Source organism: Myxosarcina sp. GI1(2024) (assembly GCF_053543375.1).
In genome coordinates, this window is sequence record NZ_JBKGTY010000010.1 from 91,871 (window position 1) to 108,127 (window position 16,257).

Genomic DNA, 16,257 nt, shown 5'->3' on the forward strand with positions numbered 1-16,257 from the left:
TACGTACACTATCACTATTTGATATTTCACTATGCTTCAAGGCAAAGCCAAGCCAGCAATACTAGTCTTAGCCGATGGCACAGTTTATCGAGGTCGGTCTTTTGGTGCCAAAGGAACGGCAATTGGAGAAGTAGTGTTTAACACGGGAATGACCGGATATCAGGAAGTCATGACCGATCCGAGTTATTCTGGGCAAATCGTGATTTTTACCTATCCCGAATTAGGCAATACGGGAGTAAATCCGGAAGATGAAGAATCAAACGGGGTTCAAGTCAAGGGGGTAATCGCCCGTAATGTTACTTATCGTCCGAGTAACTGGCGTTCTACCCAGTCTCTACCTGACTATCTCGTAGGACAAAATATTCCTGGCATTTACGGGATTGATACTCGTGCTTTGACTCTTAAAATTCGTTCTTCAGGGGCGATGAATGGCGGAATCTCTACAGAAATTTTAGAACCAGACCGCTTACTGGAACGGGTAATGGCAGCACCAGACATGAAGGGGCTAAATTTGGTTCAACATGTCACCACCAAAGATATCTACGAGTGGTCGGAAACTACTGATGCTAGTTGGGAATTTGCTCCTAAAGATCCCAGGGACACGCTGTTAACTGTAGTGGCGATCGACTTTGGCATCAAACGCAATATTCTACGCCGTCTGGCTAGTTATGGTTGTCGCATAATAGTGGTTCCAGCTAACACCCCTGTTGACAAAGTACTCGCTTATAATCCCGATGGAGTTTTTCTTTCTAACGGTCCCGGCGATCCAGCCGCAGTCAGTGACGGTATTGCTACTACCAAAGAATTATTAAAGGCGGGTAAACCTACTTTTGGCATCTGTATGGGACATCAAATTTTAGGTTTATCTTTGGGTGCAGAAACTTTTAAATTAAAATTCGGTCATCGGGGTTTAAATCAACCCGCAGGTTTGGAAAGACAGGTAGAAATTACCAGCCAAAATCACGGATTTGCGATCGCTTCTGAGTCTTTAGGTGCAGACGTAGAAATTACTCATCTCAATCTTAACGACAAAACCGTAGCTGGTCTGCGTCACAAAACTCTGCCTTTTTTCTCGGTACAGTACCATCCAGAAGCGAGTCCTGGTCCTCACGATGCGGACTATTTATTCGAGCGGTTTGTTAAGCTGATGCGGGAAAATAGCAAGTAAATGCCGTTAGTCCTTATGAGGTTATTAGACAGCTTATTCACTGACCCGTGGTGCGACCGCTTAGTTCGTGCGGTAGGCTTTTGGGGTTACTCCTGTAGCTTGTCGAAATTGTCTGGTGAAGTGACTCTGGCTAACGAAACCGCAAGCTAGAGCAATCTCAACTAGAGATTGGTTTGTCTTCTTCAATAGCTGCTTTGCCCGTTCAACCCGCTGTTGTAGCAGATATTGATAAGGCGATAACCCCATCGATTGCTTAAATAAACGACTGAAATGGGACTGGCTCATTTCAACTAATTGGGCAAGATCGGCAAGCTTAATGTCTTGGTCTAAAGTGTCATCAATGTAGCGTATAACCTGAAGCAACTTGCGATCGCCCAGTCCTCCCTTGAACTGAACAATATGAAGGGAAGTAGTAGAGTAATCCTGAAGCAAATTTATCACCAGAGCATTTGCTAATGACTCAAAGTAAAGTTGCCCCATCCGTCCACCCTGATGCATTTCAATTTGCAGTAATCGCAAAAGTTTCTCTAATTGTGGATCTCGAACTTGAAACACAGGTATCATTTCTACTCTATCTCGGTTTAATTTGAAATTCTCTTCAGCAATTTTTTGAAGAAAGGATGCGGAAATTTGTACATATAAATAGTGATGTCTATCTTCAGCGAAATAGCTGCTGGGGATACTCGCTGGTGTAATGCAAAGATCACTCTGATAATACATTCCAACATGGTGATTCTCGCCCATAGTCTCATGGGTTCGATGAGGTTTTGTAGTAAGGATTAAAACAACAACTGGATCGACTTCTGCTTGAAATTTCATGCCTCCAGATGGTTGCTGATACTCCTTAACAACAAGTGACTCCCAGCCCAAGTTTTGACTAGAAGCAACTGGTAAGTTTAGATGCTGGTCGTTTGCAGAATGAGAAGCTGACATCAGAAGATCGCCTTCTACAGAACTGAGAGCAGGATTTTGAAAATTTCAGAAGATTTTGATATCCCAAACTGTTAGGTGTCCTTAATCTGTAAGGAGAATAGATGAATTACAGATTATAGTAACGGAGTTTTTTGAGTATGACTATTCCCAATGCTCAGCAAATGGGCATTCGCACAGAAGTGAAAGCATTTCTACAACTGGCAGTACCCCTAGCCAGTGCTCAAGTGGCTCAGATCGCAACGGGAGTTGCCGATACCGTGATGATGGGGCGCTTGGGGCGCGAAATTTTAGCGGCTGGAGCATTATCCTCAATTACCTTCTTCTCAATCGTTGTAGCGACAAGTGGGATATTAATGGGTGTCACTCCCAGCAATTCTCATTTTGAAACCTGAACGGAAGAAAATAGAGGGTAAAAGATAAAAATTGGGAACTTGTTCGCGAAACTTTTTCGCGAACAAAGTCGAAGAGTTAATTGATTGTGAGTCAAAGTAAGCTCCGGAGCAGCTATCATCCCTGAGCAAGTTCGTTTTGAGCCATGAAAAAGCCAAGTAATACTTGGAACAACCAGCTATTACTTTGTAGAGCTATAAGGGGCGCGAATTGGTTCAGGTTCAACAGTCGCGAAATTTAGCTAGAGTTAACCCCGTCAGGTGCTTTTCCCTCCCTCAGCATAAACTCGAACAAAGTCTGCCAACTCTCAAACCATAAATATCTGGTCAGTGCCCGAAGCTCGTTGAAGAAGGTTTGGCGAGTAACCAACATGGAGCGAACGGCACGATAAGTGATGTGGATTAAATCCAGAGTGGTGTGGAAGAGATAGGCTAATAAATTAAGGCAAAATAGAAGTTCTGCCTGGTGGTTTTGACCGTGACCAAAATTATGTTCGAGATGATAAACCTTAGTTTTGAGAATATTATTCCCTTCATTTTCTACCTTCCAGCGTGCACGAGCAGCAGTGACAATCTCGGACACATTCTGGGCATGAATTTCATGGCAAGTAGCAAAGGCATTGTAGTATAGAGTTTTCTGGTTGCTGGTATCTGTTACCGTCACCTCACACCAGTTTACGTCCAGGGCTGGTTGGGTGGCTCTGAGGGGAATTTTATTCACAAAACGATAGTGATCAGACAAACGCTTTCGTCCATGGAACTCAATCTCGGTCAGAGTTTGCACTTCACCGACTCGTTCGAGGTAATCCACCCAGTCATAAACTTCTGGATGGGAGCTTCGCTTACAGACGAAGATAAAATGATAGCCATGGTTCAAAGCCTTTTCACAGATGGGTTGGTTACAGTAGAGGTCATCCCCAAGTAAAGTTACAGGCGGGTCTTGTGGCTCACAGGCATGGGCAGCAATCCAACGCTTGGCAGCAGCGTTTTCACAATCTTGTTTGTCGTGACCATCTTGGGGAGTGATGAATTCAGGTTCTAAACTGATGACCTGTGGTCGTCCTGGAGCCACTAATACTGGTGTTACAGCAGCGTGAAAATAGGTGGTGCTGCCGTTTTTATGTGTCTGATGGCAACAGTGACAGCAGTGAATCTTCTTGGACGAGAAATATTCAGTGCCATCGAGAGTCAGTAAAAATTCTCCACCAAAGCACTGATAGGGCTTGAGATTTCCCGTTTTTGACAAACCGTCATAGACGGAGCGAAAGACCCCAAACACCGTTGAAGCTGGCACCGGGTCGAGCAGGGTACGAATCTGATTATCACAGGGGATGCGCTCGATCCCAAACAGACTAGCCGCATTATCTCTCCCTTTCTGGGTTTTCATCAAGCGTTGATGGTCTAAAAATGACCTCGATTGCATGAAAAAGACCGAAAAAGCACTTTTTATCGCTTCTTCAACCCTATATTTGGTGTTATTGCCCTGTTTTCTTTCATCGGGCAGCTCATCTAACTCGTCGGTTAGCATCGATAATAATTCAGGCATCCCTATTGCTAAACCCATGTTGCCACTCCAGCGAAGGTTAATGCCTTTTACTTTAAGCTAATTGCCCCTTCTTGTTTTAGTTCTCTATGTTGAATAGAGAACTAATTCCCAATTCTTCTGCTTGTAACGATTCTGGACTGGGTTTCAATGTCATGAAATCTTAAAATGAGAATTGCTGTGTCACTCCGTTAGTGGCAGCAGCATATGGTGCAGGTAACAAGGCTCGTATTGAACAAATTACTCGGCAGGGGTTGTGGCTATCACTGCTTTTGGCAATTCCAATGATGATTGCAATTGCCCATTTTGATAATCTAATGAGCCGACTAGGGTTAGATGCAACTACAGTAGACCTGGTAACCACATACCTTGATATCGTACTTTGGGGGCTATTTCCAGCTTTAGGCTTCGCTATGTTGCGAGGTGTAGTTTCAGCCCTGTCTCAAGCACGTCCCATTTTCTGGATTGTAGCCGTAGGAACAGGCTTTAATGTTTTAGGCAACTATGTTTTGGGCTTTGGTGAATTCGGATTTCCCCGCTTAGAGTTGACAGGGCTGGCTTTGGCTACTGCTTTGACCTGGTGGGGAATGTTTGGTGCACTAATTCTATGTCTTTTGGTTAGTCAGTACTTCAAAACCTATCAATTCTTCTCATGTTTGAATCAGGTTAAGCCTCAAATGCTTTGGCAGATAGTCAACCTCGGATTGCCTATTGGAGTTTTTTCTGCTCTGGAAATTGGTGTATATACAGCCGTGAGTTATCTGATGGCAGCCTTTGGGACTGATGGATTAGCCGCGCATCAAATTGTCTTTCAAACCATCAATTTAATTTATATGGTGCCACTGGGTATGTCGTTTGCAGCAACGGCTCGAGTTGGTCAGTGGTTTGGACAACAGCACGTATCAGGCATCCGTCAAGCCGGGCTTGTGAGTCTTGGGACTGGAACTGTGTGGATCATTGCGATTGTGGCTGTGCTTTTACTATTCCCACGACAAATCATTGGGTTATATATTGATGTGGCTGCACCAGAAAACGCTTCTATCGTATCGCTCGCTGTTTCCATAATGCGCATTGCAGCGATCTCCCATCTCTTTGATGGAATGCAAAAAATCGCGTATGGCGCGTTGCAAGGTTTACAAGATACCCGTGTGCCAATGGTATTTAGTTTCCTGTCCTACTGGTGTATAGCTTATTGGTTGGCATTTAGATGGAATTTGGGTGCTGTTGGTTTGTGGCTGGGACTCTTCATTGCAGTGGCGATCGCGGCAGTGGTTTTTATTTGGCGATTTCAAACGCTAACATTGAATCGAAGCCGAACCGAGTGTCTTCGTTAGGTAAAGTGCGATCGCCGATTTTGTAGGGTGGTTCCCCACTACAACTCCTAATTACTCCGCCGACAAACTCCTAGGAACGCACAGATTTCTGGACTTTAAGTAAGCGACGCAGTCTAACGTTATGTTGCAAGGTTATCAGTAGGGGCATTGTTAAAAAGTTACTTGCTAGTGCTTCGGATCAATCTAGCGAAAGTTTTGGATAAGACTGCTCTTTGAATTCGTATATTGGTATTCAACCTCTAACTCAAGTAACAAATGTTGTCTATTTCAGTGCGTCAAGCTACTCTAGAAGATATTTCACTGGTTTCAGAAATTCTGTGTGAAGTTGCTTTGTGGCTTGAACAGCAAAACATGGCGCTATGGGGAAAAGCAGAGGTGTCGCCAGAGGTTGTTTGTCAAGACATCGAAGCTGGTTTGTTCTACATCGCGTTTTATGAAAGCACTGCTGCTGGTGTTGTGAAGTTTCAGACAGAAGATCTATTATTTTGGTCAGACGTTCCACAAGGAGATTCAGCTTTTATTCATCGTCTAGCTGTGCGGCGAAGCTTTGCAGTTGGTTTAGTTTCAACGGCATTAATGAAGTGGGCGGTCGATCATAGCCGAAAACTGGGCAAGCGATACTTACGTCTAGATTGTGCAGCAGATCGTTCGCGTTTACGCTTGGTATATGAAAGATTTGGGTTTCGACATCACAGCGATCGACAAGTTGGGCGTTACTACTCAGATCTTGCACCTCATCAGAGAAAAATCAAAACCAAGTTCATTTAACCAGGGTCTAACTACCTCTAACTGATTCAAAAGAGAGAGAAGTAAAATATGAGGTAGCAGTAAAATTAATGCTTGTTGTGCTGAGGAGAACCAGTCTAAATTATCATAATCTCCTAAATATAAATATATCCAGTATGATAATAAATAGGAAACAAAAGAAAGAATTAACCAGCGATAAACTCCAAGTAAAGTCTTTTGTCCAAAACGATAGCGAGCAGAACGGATTCAAAGCACAATTGCTCTGTTACGGGAACAATTGTCAAAAATTGAAGCAGAGGGGGTTGTCGCACCACCTGGATGTTATGTGGCACGATATCAAGCTAAAGGAGCTAAACATTATTATTGGTATTATCAACTCAAAGCAACTACCACCATTTTCCCCAAAACTAATAAAAAGAATGAATATTCTCAGTTTCAACACTTAGGAAAAGCAGGAAGTCAAGCACACATAGATGGCGTTTTAGCCGTAGTTAGATGGGTTCAAATTGATGAATTGACTAAAGCCATAGATGGACTAAATGAAAGTTGGTCAGATTTATATAGCAATGAAGAAAAAGTTGGTCATCGGGTTGAATAAATCATCCTTGCTTCAGAGTTTTTATTAATCTTTGAGCTAAGTTCTCTTGTTTTAGTAGAGAACTAGCTGCTATCCCCTCTAAACAACAACTTCAGCTATCCATTTTCCTACCAACTTTTTTTGGTGCAAGATCTGAGTACTACATTGCGCGTTACGAGTACGAGGTTTGAATTGCCCTGTTAGTTGTTGCAACATAATGGGAGCGTTATAATGAATGTTTTAAATTATTTCTAATTCCCATAATCTCACTCCTCGATATTACATCCAAAACCTATACTAATAAGGGGTTTAAGGAAAATACGACCTTTTAATTCGCGAATCGTTGCCATACCCCTCGTTACGTCAATTTCAACCCGACATACTCTAAGATGAAGATGTCATTACCATTGATGGCAATAGAGTCTGCCAATTTAAATAAGATTGCTATATGATGCGATATAGTTTGAAATTCTTCATTGTATGAAATTTTATTCAGTAATATCATTGACGGCGATCGCGGCTAGTAGTTTGTTGGTAGGGCAAAATCCTCCCGATCCTAGTTTTGTCGAGCAATATCCTCCCGAATTTATTAGAAATTATTCCCAAGAGTGCGTTCGCACCTCAATAGCAGAAGGTTTAGAAGAAGCCGAAGCCAACAAGTTGTGTGACTGTACCCTCGACAAATTTCAACAGCAGTATACTCTCGAAGAATTTAAAGAACTGACTATCGCTTCCAATACAGACCAAGTCTCTCAAGATGCTCTAATCGAAACAGGACAGGTTTGTTTTGAAGAACTTTTGTATGAATGAGCCATAATTACTAAATAGTCTGTCAAATTTAAATTGCTAGATTAAAACAAGTAAAACAAGCAGAGGAAAAGAAAAAAATACTTATTAAATTTTGTCTCTCAATTAATTTTGACGCTCTAGTAGTAATCTAAAACTACTATTCTTTAGCAGTATCAATGTCGCTGTCATCATAGATCCACATTGCTCTGACACCTCTTGAATGCTTAAAACCAAGTTTTTCATAAAATGGAACGGCACTTTACTATTGCTAGCAAGATTTGCTGATGAAAATCAACATAGCGGCTTTGAAGGCGTTTTACGATTTCTGTTCCTATGCCGTTATCTTGATATGAGGGCAAAATCAATAAGTGAGAATAATAAACAACTAATGCTCCATCTGAAATAGCGTTACCAAGCCCAATAAGCGAACTGTGATGCCATGCTGAGATGACTGTTTGAGAGTTTGAAAGAGCGAATAACAGTGCATCTGGCTTTTCTGCCGATGACCATCCACATTGGGAATAAAGATTAATTACCTGTTCGCGAGGCAATTCTGCTTCATCTCGATACTCAATTTCTTTAATAACCATTGATACTCATACAAAATCTTTTAAATCACTTTAACTACCTTTCGCCAATTTTTGACAGAATAAACTGCCGCACCAACTCAATAGCTGGAGGTTGTATTTCGTGTCCCATCTCGAATTCTCGATACTGAACGGAAACGCCAATTTTAGTCAATTTGTCTCTAGCTTGCTGGGCGGCAGACAAAGGCACTACAGGATCCTGTTTGCCATGTATTATCAAAACCGGAGGATAAGAAGCAGTAGTCGTGCCTTGCGGTTCGTAATGAAGATAACCGCTAAGACTGCAGATAGCAGCTAGAGGCAAGCTTAGACCTACATCTAAACTCATGGCTCCCCCTTGAGAAAAACCTGCCATAATCGTCCGATTTAAAGGAATATCAGTGGCATTTTCCAAAGACAACAACCACTGGCGTAACATTTGTCTGCTGTTTGCCAACCCGTCAAACTCTTCACTTTCCAAAGCATACCAGGCTCTACCACCTGGTACTAGTTCGTGCTTGTAGGGAGCATTGGCAAATAAATAGCCAAACCCAGGCAAGTTGAAAATTTGCGCTAAGGGAGCTAAATCGTGGTAATTCGCGCCCCAACCATGAAGCATTACTAATAGGTGGGTTAAATTGCCTTGAGGGGGCATTTGGGAAATGGCACTTAAGGTTTTTGTATCAGTCATATATCTTAGGTAAGAGCGATCTCAAAGCTCGGTACAAATAATGGCACAAATACCTTCTATCGAGTAGCCTATCTTGTATCATCTCCTTAACCTACGATAGTAACAACAGCAACACTTAGAATTAGAAGCAGTTTTTGTGAAGTTGGGCGGGATCGCGCTAGTCTGACGGTAGTTGAGATCGAACTAAGTTTAAATTACAATCAAAAATTAATAAATTAATCAAAATTTTATCAACCAACAAATAATTAAATGACATCAAAACGCCCCGACCAAATAAAACCTGCTGATGGTTGGTCGGAAGAATTGGGGGAATTAATTAGCGGCGCATCTGGGGGATTTTTGTTCGGCATTCCTCTAATTTATACAATGGAAGTCTGGTTTATTGGTTCTTATCTGCGACCGCCAATCTTATTGGGAATCATTTTGATTACCTTTGTGGTAATATTGTTACTCAATCAAGTTGAAGGTTTTCGCCGTTACCAACGCAATGGCAAGTTTTCGCCGGTCGCCGAAAGTATAGAGGCTCTGGCAATCGGTATTGTTTGTGCCACGATAATGTTAATCGTCTTACAACGTATCGATTTTACTACCTCACTAACTGAAGCATTAGGAAAAATTGTTTTTGAAGCAATGCCTTTTTCTCTGGGCGTAGTTCTGTCCCGTTCTATTTTGACTGGAGAGGTAACCAAAAATAACAATCAGAAATCTTCCGCCAAATCTAGCTCTAGCGATCGCCACAAATTGTCTTGGTTCGATACTCTAGCCGATCTTAGTGCCACGCTAATTGGAGCATTTATTATCGCTTTTAATATCGCTCCTACTGATGAAGTTCCCTTTCTAGCGGCTGCGGCTACTCCTTTTCGGTCGATTCTAATTATTTTTGTCTCTTTGTTAGTTTCCTATGGCATCGTGTTTGCTTCGGGTTTTACCAATCAAGCAGAAAGAAGACAACAACAGGGATTATTTCAAAAACCTCAGAGCGAAACAATTGTTTCTTATTTGGTTTCTTTACTAGCATCAGTAGTAATGCTCTGGTTTTTTCAAAGACTATCTTTTCAAGATCCTTGGACTCTATGGCTGCGCTACAGCATAATATTAGGCTTGCCTGCCAGTATTGGTGGGGCGGCGGGACGTTTAGCCATCTAAATTAAATGAAATCAATTAACTCTTTGCACCGTTCGACAGCCGAGAAAATTAGCTTTAGTATTGCTTTATTTGTTCTGAGCCTGGTTGTGGCTTTACTAATTTTTAGTTGGATAAATGGGGAAGACAATCCGCCAATTTTAGAAGTTAGCATCGGTACTCCAATTAGAGAGGTAAACCAGCAGTATTACGTTCCTTTTGAAGTTACCAATACAGGAGGACAAACGGCTGAATCGATAGAAATAATTGCCGAATTAGAGCGCGAAAGGGGTACGCAACAAATAGATTATTTATCCGGAGGAGAAATTCAGCAGGGTGCGTTTATTTTTACCAGTAACCCTCGACCAGGACAACTACAGATTAGAGTTGCCAGCTACAAGTTACCTTAAAGAACCAATGAGGTGATTAAATGAGATTAGAAAATCTCTAAGACCTCAGAACCTGCAATCATCCACTTGTTTCCTTGACGGACTAAATTGTAGCGCACTAAAAGGTCATCATCGTAAGACTGGGAGTCATCTAAATTTCCCTGGTAATAGTGTCGAGCTACTTCTTTAACTTCCGCTTCTATCGTTGCCCGATCGGGGTTATCACTATCGACAACCGCCGATTTTATCGTCACTTTATGGTCGTATTCTCGGTAGGTATTAGTTTGTTGATAGTTTAAAGCGCGATCGCGCCAAGTCGTTAATAGAGAACCGATGAGAACTTCATTTAATTTTTCGACTTGATGTGCCTCGCCAAAAGCTGCGGATTTACTATCTAACCATCTTTGGACTACCTGTTTCGCCTCATCGGCAAAAGTTAGCTTGGGTTGGGGCGAAGTAGGAGCATTAGTAGTTGCCTGGACTGGAGGTAACTCTAGTAAAGAACGATTGAGGCTAATAAATAATTGCGGTTCGGTTTCTACTCTTTGGGGAGTGCGATTTAAAAATAGTTTCATCGCAGCAAACCCCAGAGTTCCTAAGCCAAAGATTAAACCAAACAAAAACAGTAATTTCAATAAGGTCGGATCGATAGAACTACGGCGAGCGCCCCGTATTCTCTGACGTGATGGCTGATTTTTCTTAGTAGGGACGAAATTTTTCCGATACGGTGCTGTTGAGGCGGGAACGGTCGAACCTCTTCCTTTAGCTGGAGGAGATTGCCGAGCTTTTCTGCGCTGATGTCCCTTCGGTGTAGAATTGGTATTGTTATTGAAAGTATTTTTAGCGACACCAGGTACAGTAGTAGCCGCACTTACTAAAGGCTGGGTAAAGCGCTCGGCGTGAGGAGAGGGAGAGACTGCCAGCGCTTTAGTTTGTCTGACCTTGGCTTTTAGTTTTTTACCCCAGCGAGAGAAAAATCTCGAGCGCCGTGCTGCTGCCGCCGAGCTTGCCGATTTTGCTCTTGGCGTTTCCTTGGTTTCTTCGGTGGTGACTGCGGGTGCCAGTTTTTCTAAATAACTTTGCACTTGAGGGTCGGCAAAGTATTCTTTGAGAGTTATGGGGCTATTGGCTAAATCGCAAAACTGCATGAGCACCTCGCTTTTCAACCAATCTTCGCCGTAAACACATAGTCCTAACAGTAAGTCTTCAGAACCCTGGCAGTGTTGCTGAACCGCATTGAGTTTGCTGCGATCTTTAGTTCGTCTCATTAAACTGAGGGCGCGATCGCTCAACCCTAATAGTAGGGAACATATTGTTAGTTCCCAATACACATCTTGTCGCTGGCTCAAAGTTTCCAACATATTTTGAGCCCGCAAGATTGAGGCTGGTTGCTTGAGAGCATAGCCTCTAGCTAAAAGGGCATAAACCGCCAGATAATTACCTATAGCTGAAGAGTGCTGAGCTTCTCGAACGAACAATTCTTCTTGTTCTGCTGAGGTCAAATAAGTTCTAATTTGTTGAATAAAACAGAGAAATTGCTCGAAGCTAGGTTTAGAGTGGGCTTGACCGCGAGCTTCCATTTCCTGACGCTGGCGGAGTAGATTTGCCAAAAGCTGTAATCCTTTGTTTCGCTGGGGCGAATTTACTGGATTGTGAGCGATTAATTCTAAGATACGGTATGGTTGAAGCCTGTAGAGATCTATTTCTAGTTCTTGTTTGACTTGAGGAAATAAATTTTCTTTCGCCAAGAGCTTTAAACCCAACTTTCCCGACAGAGCTGCATTTTCATATTCTCGACGCTGCCATTGTTCTCTACCCAACTCTAAATACGATAGAGCCAAGGAAAGTATTATATCTTCCCGTTCTGCCAGAGCTTTGCCCTTGTTCTGGGGTGGTTGCGACTTAGCATACTCATGGCTATTGAGATAATTTATCCCCAATTTTAGAACCAATTGGTATTCTCCCATCTCATATAAAATCAGCAGGGCTCCCGACATTTGTTCGGTAGGAATTTCGATAGTGGGATGAACCGGGGTTGTTTCTAGTGAGGCCGAACTAAAAGTTGCGTTTTCAGATGCTGCACCTGTCTCTGCCAGCCGCCGTTCGGGTCTAAATTTACCAAAGAACTGAGAGTCATATTCTGCCCTACATTGTAAATCCGATAGAACTTCGTAAGCCGACTCAATTAACTGTTGTCGAGCGACGATCGCCCCCTCACCATATTCTCTGCGAGGTTTTTGTTGTAAGCGATCGCGATAAGCCTGCTGCAACTGTTCTTCAGTTGCCGTTACGGGAACGCTCAAGATCCGGTAGTAATCGAGAGGAATCTGTACTGTAGACTTCATTGTTAGGCTAGATTTGACTGCCATAGTAAGTAAAAATAAATATAAGAATACTAAATATAGAGGTTCCGAGATAATTCTCGTCCCATTTTAAGCTGGGTTTTGTCTGGCATTACTGAATAACTGCGGGTCAATCGCGCTTTACTAGGCAATTTAGACCAATTAAATTTGAAATTTCATTGCGAACGAACATTAAGTTTACGCCGTTATTCAGCTGATGCATCCGCCTCGACTCGAGTTTATCTAGCAAATCGCTAACTAATTTTTGCCAGCATTTTAGCGTAAATTTTTTAAATTGCAGAACATATTTCCAATTAATTTAGTAAAAATACCTTTCGTAGTTAACTTTTCTAAACAAATATGAATTCTTCTCAACCGAAAATTATCGTTCTCGATGACGATCCTACAGGTTCGCAAACCGTCCACAGTTGTTTGTTGCTAATGGTTTGGGATGTAGAAACTCTCAAGCAAGGACTACAAGATAGCGCTCCAATTCTGTTTATCTTGACCAATACTAGAGCCATGAGTCCCAAGGAGGCAGCAGTTACTACTAGAGAAGTTTGTCACAATTTACAAATCGCCCTCGCCGAATTGAAGATCGAGGATTTTCTCGTAGTTAGCCGTTCGGATTCGACGCTGCGGGGACACTATCCTGTAGAAACCAATATTATCGCCGAGGAATTGGGAGATTTTGACGCTCATTTTTTAACTCCAGCTTTTTTTGAAGGGGGTAGAGTTACCCTCGATAGCACTCACTATCTACTCGTAGACGATGTCAAAACTCCCGTAGCCGCAACCGAATTTGCCCGGGATTCCGTATTTGGCTACTCCCATAGCTATTTACCAGATTACGTAGCCGAAAAGACTCAGGGAAAAATTGCCGCAGCAAATGTAGAAAGATTATTATTAGCCGATCTGCGTGGCGATCGTCTGCAAGAACGTTTGTCAGAGTTTACTGACAATCAATGTGTAGTAGTGGATGGGGAAACTCAAGGGGACTTCGATCGCTTGGCGACAGCTATTTTAGGCGCGGCTGCCGCTGGCAAACGGTTTTTATTCCGCTCTGCAGCTAGTTGGCTGACTTCCCTAGCCAGATTGGGGAAACAGCCAATTGCGCCTACTGCTATGTCACAATACAAACCCACCCAAAAGCCAGGAGCGGTTTTAGTGGGTTCTCACGTCCGTAAAACCACCGAGCAGCTAGAGCGATTGCTAGAAGAACCTAAGGTCAAAGGTATCGAGGTAGATGTAGTCAGGTTGCGCGATCGCCCGGGAGAACGAGCCGAAATCTTGCAGTCTACCCTCGATCGGGTAGGACAAGTTTTTGCCAGCGAGCATACTCCAGTAATCTATACCAGTAGAGAAGAACTCAGTTTTGCCGATGTTCGCCAACGCCTCGAATTTGGAGCTAGCGTTTCTGCTCTATTAATGGACGTAGTCCAAAATCTGCCAGACCAAATCGGTTTTTTAATTAGTAAGGGAGGCATTACTTCTAATGATGTCTTGAGTACCGGTTTGAACTTAAAGACAGCTCGACTTTTGGGGCAAATTCTACCCGGCTGTTCTGTAGTGCGTACTCCGGAAACTCATCCTCGCTTTCCCAATTTGCCCGTGGTTCTGTTTCCTGGCAATGTGGGTGATCGCGACAGTTTGCTTCAAGTTTGGCAGCGTTTAACAAATTTCTAATTTTCGATCGATCGCCCATGACTTACGCTAATATGTGCAAGAGAAAATGACCTGCTAAGGCGAAATCCGTAATCCGCATAAGGTTTAAAAAATTTACGACCGGGAAATGGCTTTCGCTCGAGCGATAAATAGTATAATTGCATGAATCTAGAGCCTACTTTCTCCCTAGATGAACCCAATAATTCGTCGTTTTCACCTCTAATCGAGCGTTATTTGCCCATAGCTCTCAAACACGAGGGAGATAAACTGTTACTGGTCTTACCGGACCAACGGTCAGAGCAGCGACGTTCCCCCGATGAGGAAACCTCATCGAGGGAACGTCCGTCAAGTCAGGCTCCGTCGTCTTACAAGTCCGCGTCGCCTGGGGAACCCCCAGGCGTTTATGACGGACGTGACGGAGTAATCTCTGACTCAGAAGTACTGTGGTCGGAAATTTGGCAAGAACTAAAGCATTTACTGCAGGTAAAAGAGCGGTCATGGCAAGCAGGTGCGGCAGTTACTCTAATTGCTGGCGATCGCTTGCTCGATGCCAGACAGCTACAAACTATTGTCGAAATTCTAGGCGAAGTAGAATTGTGTTTGACTACGGTCAGCACCAGTCGCAGGCAAACGGCTGTGGCGGCAGCAACCAGTGGCTACTCGGTTCTCCAGGGCTCGGACGCGGACGAGTCCCTAAAGGAGACAACCGCAGTGGCATCAGCTTTGGCAGAGCCACTATATATTCAAACTACCGTGCGTTCGGGAGTTGAAATTCGCCACCCAGGTACGATAATTATTTTTGGGGATTTAAATCCAGGAGGAGTTGTGATCGCTGCAGGAGATATTTTTGTTTGGGGACGTTTGCGTGGTGTAGCTCATGCCGGCGCACAGGGCAATCGTCACTGTCGAATTTTTGCACTACAAATGGAATTCACCCAACTGCGCATCGCCGATGCCGTAGCCAGATCCCCAAAAGTCAGACCCAAGCAATTTACTTCTGAATTAGCTTTTATGACCGAGGAAGGAATGCGATTGGCGAAAACTTTAGAATTCAATAAATCCTATATTTTTTCGCCGTCAAGCAGCGTTTGGGTTGAGAAAGATCGAATTAAATAAATACAGCTATCAATCACAATATGACTCGTATAATTGTTGTTACTTCTGGCAAAGGAGGAGTGGGTAAAACCACGGTTACCTCTAACATAGGAGCTGCCCTGGCTAAATTAGACCGTAAAGTAGCTCTGGTGGATGCTGATTTTGGACTGAGAAACCTCGATCTGCTTTTGGGACTAGAAGAGCGTGTCGTTTACACGGCTTTAGATGTCTTGGCTGGAGACTGTCGTCTAACTCAGGCTCTGGTTAAAGATAAACGTCTTAAAAGCTTGGTTTTGTTACCTGCAGCGCAAAATCGTAACAAAGAATCGGTGCAGCCAGAACAAATGCAAAAAATAACTAGTTCTCTGGCAGAAGATTACGACTATATTATTTTAGATAGTCCGGCGGGAATCGAACTGGGCTTTCGCAATGCGATCGCTGCTGCCAAGGAAGCTTTGATTGTTACTACTCCCGAAATTGCTGCAGTACGTGATGCCGATCGCGTAATTGGTTTACTCGAAGCAGAAGGCATTCATAAGATCTATTTAATCGTCAACCGAGTCAAACCTGCCATGGTGCAGAGTAATAAGATGATGAGCGTTGAAGACGTGCTAGAGTTATTAGGAGTACCTTTACTTGGAGTCGTCCCCGATGACGAAAGAGTAATTGTTGCTACTAATAGGGGGGAGCCTCTAGTAATTGGAGAAGAAGATTCTTTGCCGGCAATAGCTGTTAATAATATTGCTCGGCGTTTAGAAGGCGAGAAAGTTCCATTTTTAGACTTAATGGCATATCACGAAAACCTACTATCGCGTTTACGCCGTATCTTCGGCGGTTAGACGGCAAGATCGAAAACTCCCTGGGTCAAGACAACGATATCAGCGTCTTTTCGCCTTTTCAATTTTCC

15 protein-coding genes and 1 pseudogene are annotated in these 16,257 nt (G+C 43.1%); 11 read left to right on the plus strand and 5 right to left on the minus strand.

Features of this window, described 5'->3' with window-relative positions; genetic code table 11:
• The first annotated feature begins 31 nt into the window (after positions 1–31).
• Positions 32–1,168, plus strand: coding sequence for a glutamine-hydrolyzing carbamoyl-phosphate synthase small subunit (gene carA / locus ACLFKQ_RS25645; protein WP_449002509.1), 1,137 nt, complete (start codon positions 32–34; stop codon positions 1,166–1,168).
• A 60-nt stretch (positions 1,169–1,228) separates the two neighbouring features.
• On the opposite strand, the gene ACLFKQ_RS25650 is transcribed toward carA, so the two are convergent.
• Positions 1,229–2,101, minus strand: a complete 873-nt coding sequence (locus ACLFKQ_RS25650) for an AraC family transcriptional regulator (RefSeq protein ID WP_449002510.1) — start codon at positions 2,099–2,101, stop codon at positions 1,229–1,231.
• Between the two features lie 137 nt (positions 2,102–2,238).
• On the opposite strand from ACLFKQ_RS25650, the gene ACLFKQ_RS25655 reads away from it, so the two are divergent.
• Positions 2,239–2,493 carry a hypothetical protein gene (locus tag ACLFKQ_RS25655; protein WP_449002511.1) on the plus strand — a complete coding sequence of 85 codons (255 nt, stop codon included), beginning with the start codon at positions 2,239–2,241 and terminating at the stop codon, positions 2,491–2,493.
• A 235-nt stretch (positions 2,494–2,728) separates the two neighbouring features.
• Here ACLFKQ_RS25655 and ACLFKQ_RS25660 read toward each other — a convergent pair whose 3' ends face one another.
• On the minus strand, positions 2,729–4,054 hold the full coding sequence (locus ACLFKQ_RS25660) for an ISNCY family transposase (protein ID WP_448998174.1): 1,326 nt from the start codon (positions 4,052–4,054) through the stop codon (positions 2,729–2,731).
• Positions 4,055–4,224: 170 nt separating this feature from the next.
• On the opposite strand from ACLFKQ_RS25660, the pseudogene ACLFKQ_RS25665 reads away from it, so the two are divergent.
• From ACLFKQ_RS25665 to ACLFKQ_RS25680, 4 genes and pseudogenes are all read left to right on the plus strand, one after another.
• A pseudogene (locus ACLFKQ_RS25665) lies at positions 4,225–5,367 on the plus strand (MATE family efflux transporter); the annotation flags it as partial.
• A gap of 255 nt (positions 5,368–5,622) precedes the next feature.
• On the plus strand, positions 5,623–6,135 hold the full coding sequence (locus ACLFKQ_RS25670; protein WP_449002512.1) for a GNAT family N-acetyltransferase: 513 nt from the start codon (positions 5,623–5,625) through the stop codon (positions 6,133–6,135).
• A gap of 256 nt (positions 6,136–6,391) precedes the next feature.
• Positions 6,392–6,712, plus strand: coding sequence for a hypothetical protein (locus ACLFKQ_RS25675; RefSeq protein WP_449002513.1), 321 nt, complete (start codon positions 6,392–6,394; stop codon positions 6,710–6,712).
• Positions 6,713–7,171: 459 nt separating this feature from the next.
• On the plus strand, positions 7,172–7,501 hold the full coding sequence (locus tag ACLFKQ_RS25680; RefSeq protein ID WP_449002514.1) for a hypothetical protein: 330 nt from the start codon (positions 7,172–7,174) through the stop codon (positions 7,499–7,501).
• A 218-nt stretch (positions 7,502–7,719) separates the two neighbouring features.
• On the opposite strand, the gene ACLFKQ_RS25685 is transcribed toward ACLFKQ_RS25680, so the two are convergent.
• Together ACLFKQ_RS25685 and ACLFKQ_RS25690 are read right to left on the minus strand one after the other, a co-directional pair.
• The gene (locus ACLFKQ_RS25685) at positions 7,720–8,070 is read right to left on the minus strand and encodes a GNAT family N-acetyltransferase (RefSeq protein WP_449002515.1); all 351 of its coding nucleotides are present in this window, start codon (positions 8,068–8,070) and stop codon (positions 7,720–7,722) included.
• 34 nt (positions 8,071–8,104) lie between these two features.
• On the minus strand, positions 8,105–8,737 hold the full coding sequence (locus ACLFKQ_RS25690; RefSeq protein ID WP_449002516.1) for an alpha/beta hydrolase: 633 nt from the start codon (positions 8,735–8,737) through the stop codon (positions 8,105–8,107).
• A gap of 249 nt (positions 8,738–8,986) precedes the next feature.
• On the opposite strand from ACLFKQ_RS25690, the gene ACLFKQ_RS25695 reads away from it, so the two are divergent.
• Together ACLFKQ_RS25695 and ACLFKQ_RS25700 are read left to right on the plus strand one after the other, a co-directional pair.
• Entirely contained in the window at positions 8,987–9,883 is an 897-nt protein-coding gene (locus ACLFKQ_RS25695) for a TIGR02587 family membrane protein (RefSeq protein WP_449002517.1), read from the plus strand.
• Positions 9,884–9,888: 5 nt separating this feature from the next.
• A complete protein-coding gene (locus ACLFKQ_RS25700) occupies positions 9,889–10,269 on the plus strand; it encodes a TIGR02588 family protein (RefSeq protein WP_449002518.1) in 381 nt (126 codons plus the stop codon).
• Positions 10,270–10,295: 26 nt separating this feature from the next.
• On the opposite strand, the gene ACLFKQ_RS25705 is transcribed toward ACLFKQ_RS25700, so the two are convergent.
• Positions 10,296–12,617 carry an IMS domain-containing protein gene (locus tag ACLFKQ_RS25705; protein WP_449002519.1) on the minus strand — a complete coding sequence of 774 codons (2,322 nt, stop codon included), beginning with the start codon at positions 12,615–12,617 and terminating at the stop codon, positions 10,296–10,298.
• A 333-nt stretch (positions 12,618–12,950) separates the two neighbouring features.
• Here ACLFKQ_RS25705 and ACLFKQ_RS25710 point away from each other — a divergent pair, with 333 nt between their 5' ends.
• The 3 genes from ACLFKQ_RS25710 to minD all read left to right on the plus strand — a co-directional run bounded on the left by ACLFKQ_RS25710 (position 12,951) and on the right by minD (position 16,189).
• The gene (locus ACLFKQ_RS25710; RefSeq protein WP_449002520.1) at positions 12,951–14,276 is read left to right on the plus strand and encodes a four-carbon acid sugar kinase family protein; all 1,326 of its coding nucleotides are present in this window, start codon (positions 12,951–12,953) and stop codon (positions 14,274–14,276) included.
• Positions 14,277–14,417: 141 nt separating this feature from the next.
• Positions 14,418–15,371, plus strand: a complete 954-nt coding sequence (minC, locus tag ACLFKQ_RS25715; protein ID WP_449002521.1) for a septum site-determining protein MinC — start codon at positions 14,418–14,420, stop codon at positions 15,369–15,371.
• Positions 15,372–15,391: 20 nt separating this feature from the next.
• Positions 15,392–16,189 (plus strand): septum site-determining protein MinD, encoded by a 798-nt coding sequence (minD, locus tag ACLFKQ_RS25720; RefSeq protein WP_449002522.1) that lies wholly within the window; start codon positions 15,392–15,394, stop codon positions 16,187–16,189.
• Positions 16,190–16,257: the final 68 nt, after the last annotated feature.